Source organism: Odoribacter sp., from assembly GCF_985060555.1.
This window is the reverse complement of the sequence record NZ_CFKYFN010000085.1, coordinates 1-1,114: the sequence shown is the minus strand read 5'-3', so window position 1 is coordinate 1,114 and position 1,114 is coordinate 1. Positions and strand designations below refer to the sequence as shown.

The 1,114-nt window shown below is 43.6% G+C and carries 3 protein-coding genes; 2 read left to right on the top strand and 1 reads right to left on the bottom strand.

Features of this window, described 5'->3' with window-relative positions:
- Positions 1–187 (top strand): hypothetical protein (locus AC5RDS_RS10825; protein WP_494222334.1); only part of this gene is annotated, 187 nt, incomplete at its 5' end.
- A 318-nt stretch (positions 188–505) separates the two neighbouring features.
- Here the strand turns inward: AC5RDS_RS10825 and AC5RDS_RS10820 are convergent.
- The gene (locus AC5RDS_RS10820) at positions 506–712 is read right to left on the bottom strand and encodes a DUF6219 family protein (RefSeq protein ID WP_217212270.1); all 207 of its coding nucleotides are present in this window, start codon (positions 710–712) and stop codon (positions 506–508) included.
- 54 nt (positions 713–766) lie between these two features.
- Here AC5RDS_RS10820 and AC5RDS_RS10815 point away from each other — a divergent pair.
- Positions 767–1,114: DUF134 domain-containing protein (locus tag AC5RDS_RS10815; protein ID WP_494222333.1), on the top strand; the 348-nt coding region annotated here is incomplete at its 3' end.

Below are 1,114 nucleotides of genomic sequence, written 5' to 3'. Positions count from 1 at the left end.
TGCCGGGGGTTTTCTGGTTCTCAAATATTTCACCGGTTCAGAGGCTATGGCGATTTCTCTTGTTCTTCTGCTGACAATTCCATTGAGCATTGGCTTCTTTTTTGTACGCCCCTATGAGGAAGTTGCATGGGCCACTTTCTACCGCGATATTACCGCAGCACCTACCGAACCGGATGAAGCATACTGACTTTTATACTATTTCGCAGATGTGACCGGATTTTCGAGGTGGTCTGCGTATGGATAAGAAACCTGACCGTTCCGAAATAATTACAATGAGCCTCTTGTATGCTTTAACGCTGGTGCTTACGGTATTAAAAGTGACGAGAACGTTTTCACCGCCTTGGTTGTGGGTACTGGGTCCACTTTGGCTTGGCACACGTCGGTACCGTGATTAGGGCTGCTTGCGCTGGGAGATCTCTCCCAGCGTTTTCTCTATGAAAGAAAGTTGCTGGAGAAAAAAATTCTCCAGCAACTTTGTCTTTGATGAATAAAGGAAATTTTTTATTTAACTATTCTCACTATTATTTGATTTAGTGATTTTTTTCTTCTTTGGAGAAACCAGTTTGTGACCGGAATAAATGGACATGCCCATACAAATCAATGAAGAATAGGCAAAATATTTATGCGCAGTCATAGATTTTTTGATTCCAGAATAAATGCATCCCAACATACAGAAAAGTGCGCCTAAGGACCAGTATTTATGTGATTTCATGATTTGATGCCTCCTTTGATTTAACTGATTCAATTATAATGTTTTTTTACGAAAATGCAAGCATTACCGGGAACGCTTTCATGTGGATGCTGTGACTGCCGCTACGGTCATGATCGGTGGGCATTACGAACAAGGCTCACATGTAGCATTCGACTCCGAATATCAGCCGGCACACATATGAGGACGGAAAATGTAGCAGCTTTTGAAAAAAATTGCTTTTTTCTGCTCAAAGTGCTACAATCGGAATATACCGAATACAAAGGGAGGAAAGCTCCCATGCCAAGACCGCCACGGTGCCGTCAAATTTGTGGCGTACCACAGGTCGATACATTCTGTCCCAACGGGTGCGAGAATACCGAGCCGATCCTGCTGACGCTGGACGAATACGAGGTCATTCGGCTG

Coding starts and splice junctions, on each gene's coding strand:
- AC5RDS_RS10820 (WP_217212270.1), bottom strand. CDS start 712: ATGAAATCACATAAATACTGGTCCTTAGGCGCACTTTTCTGTATGTTG.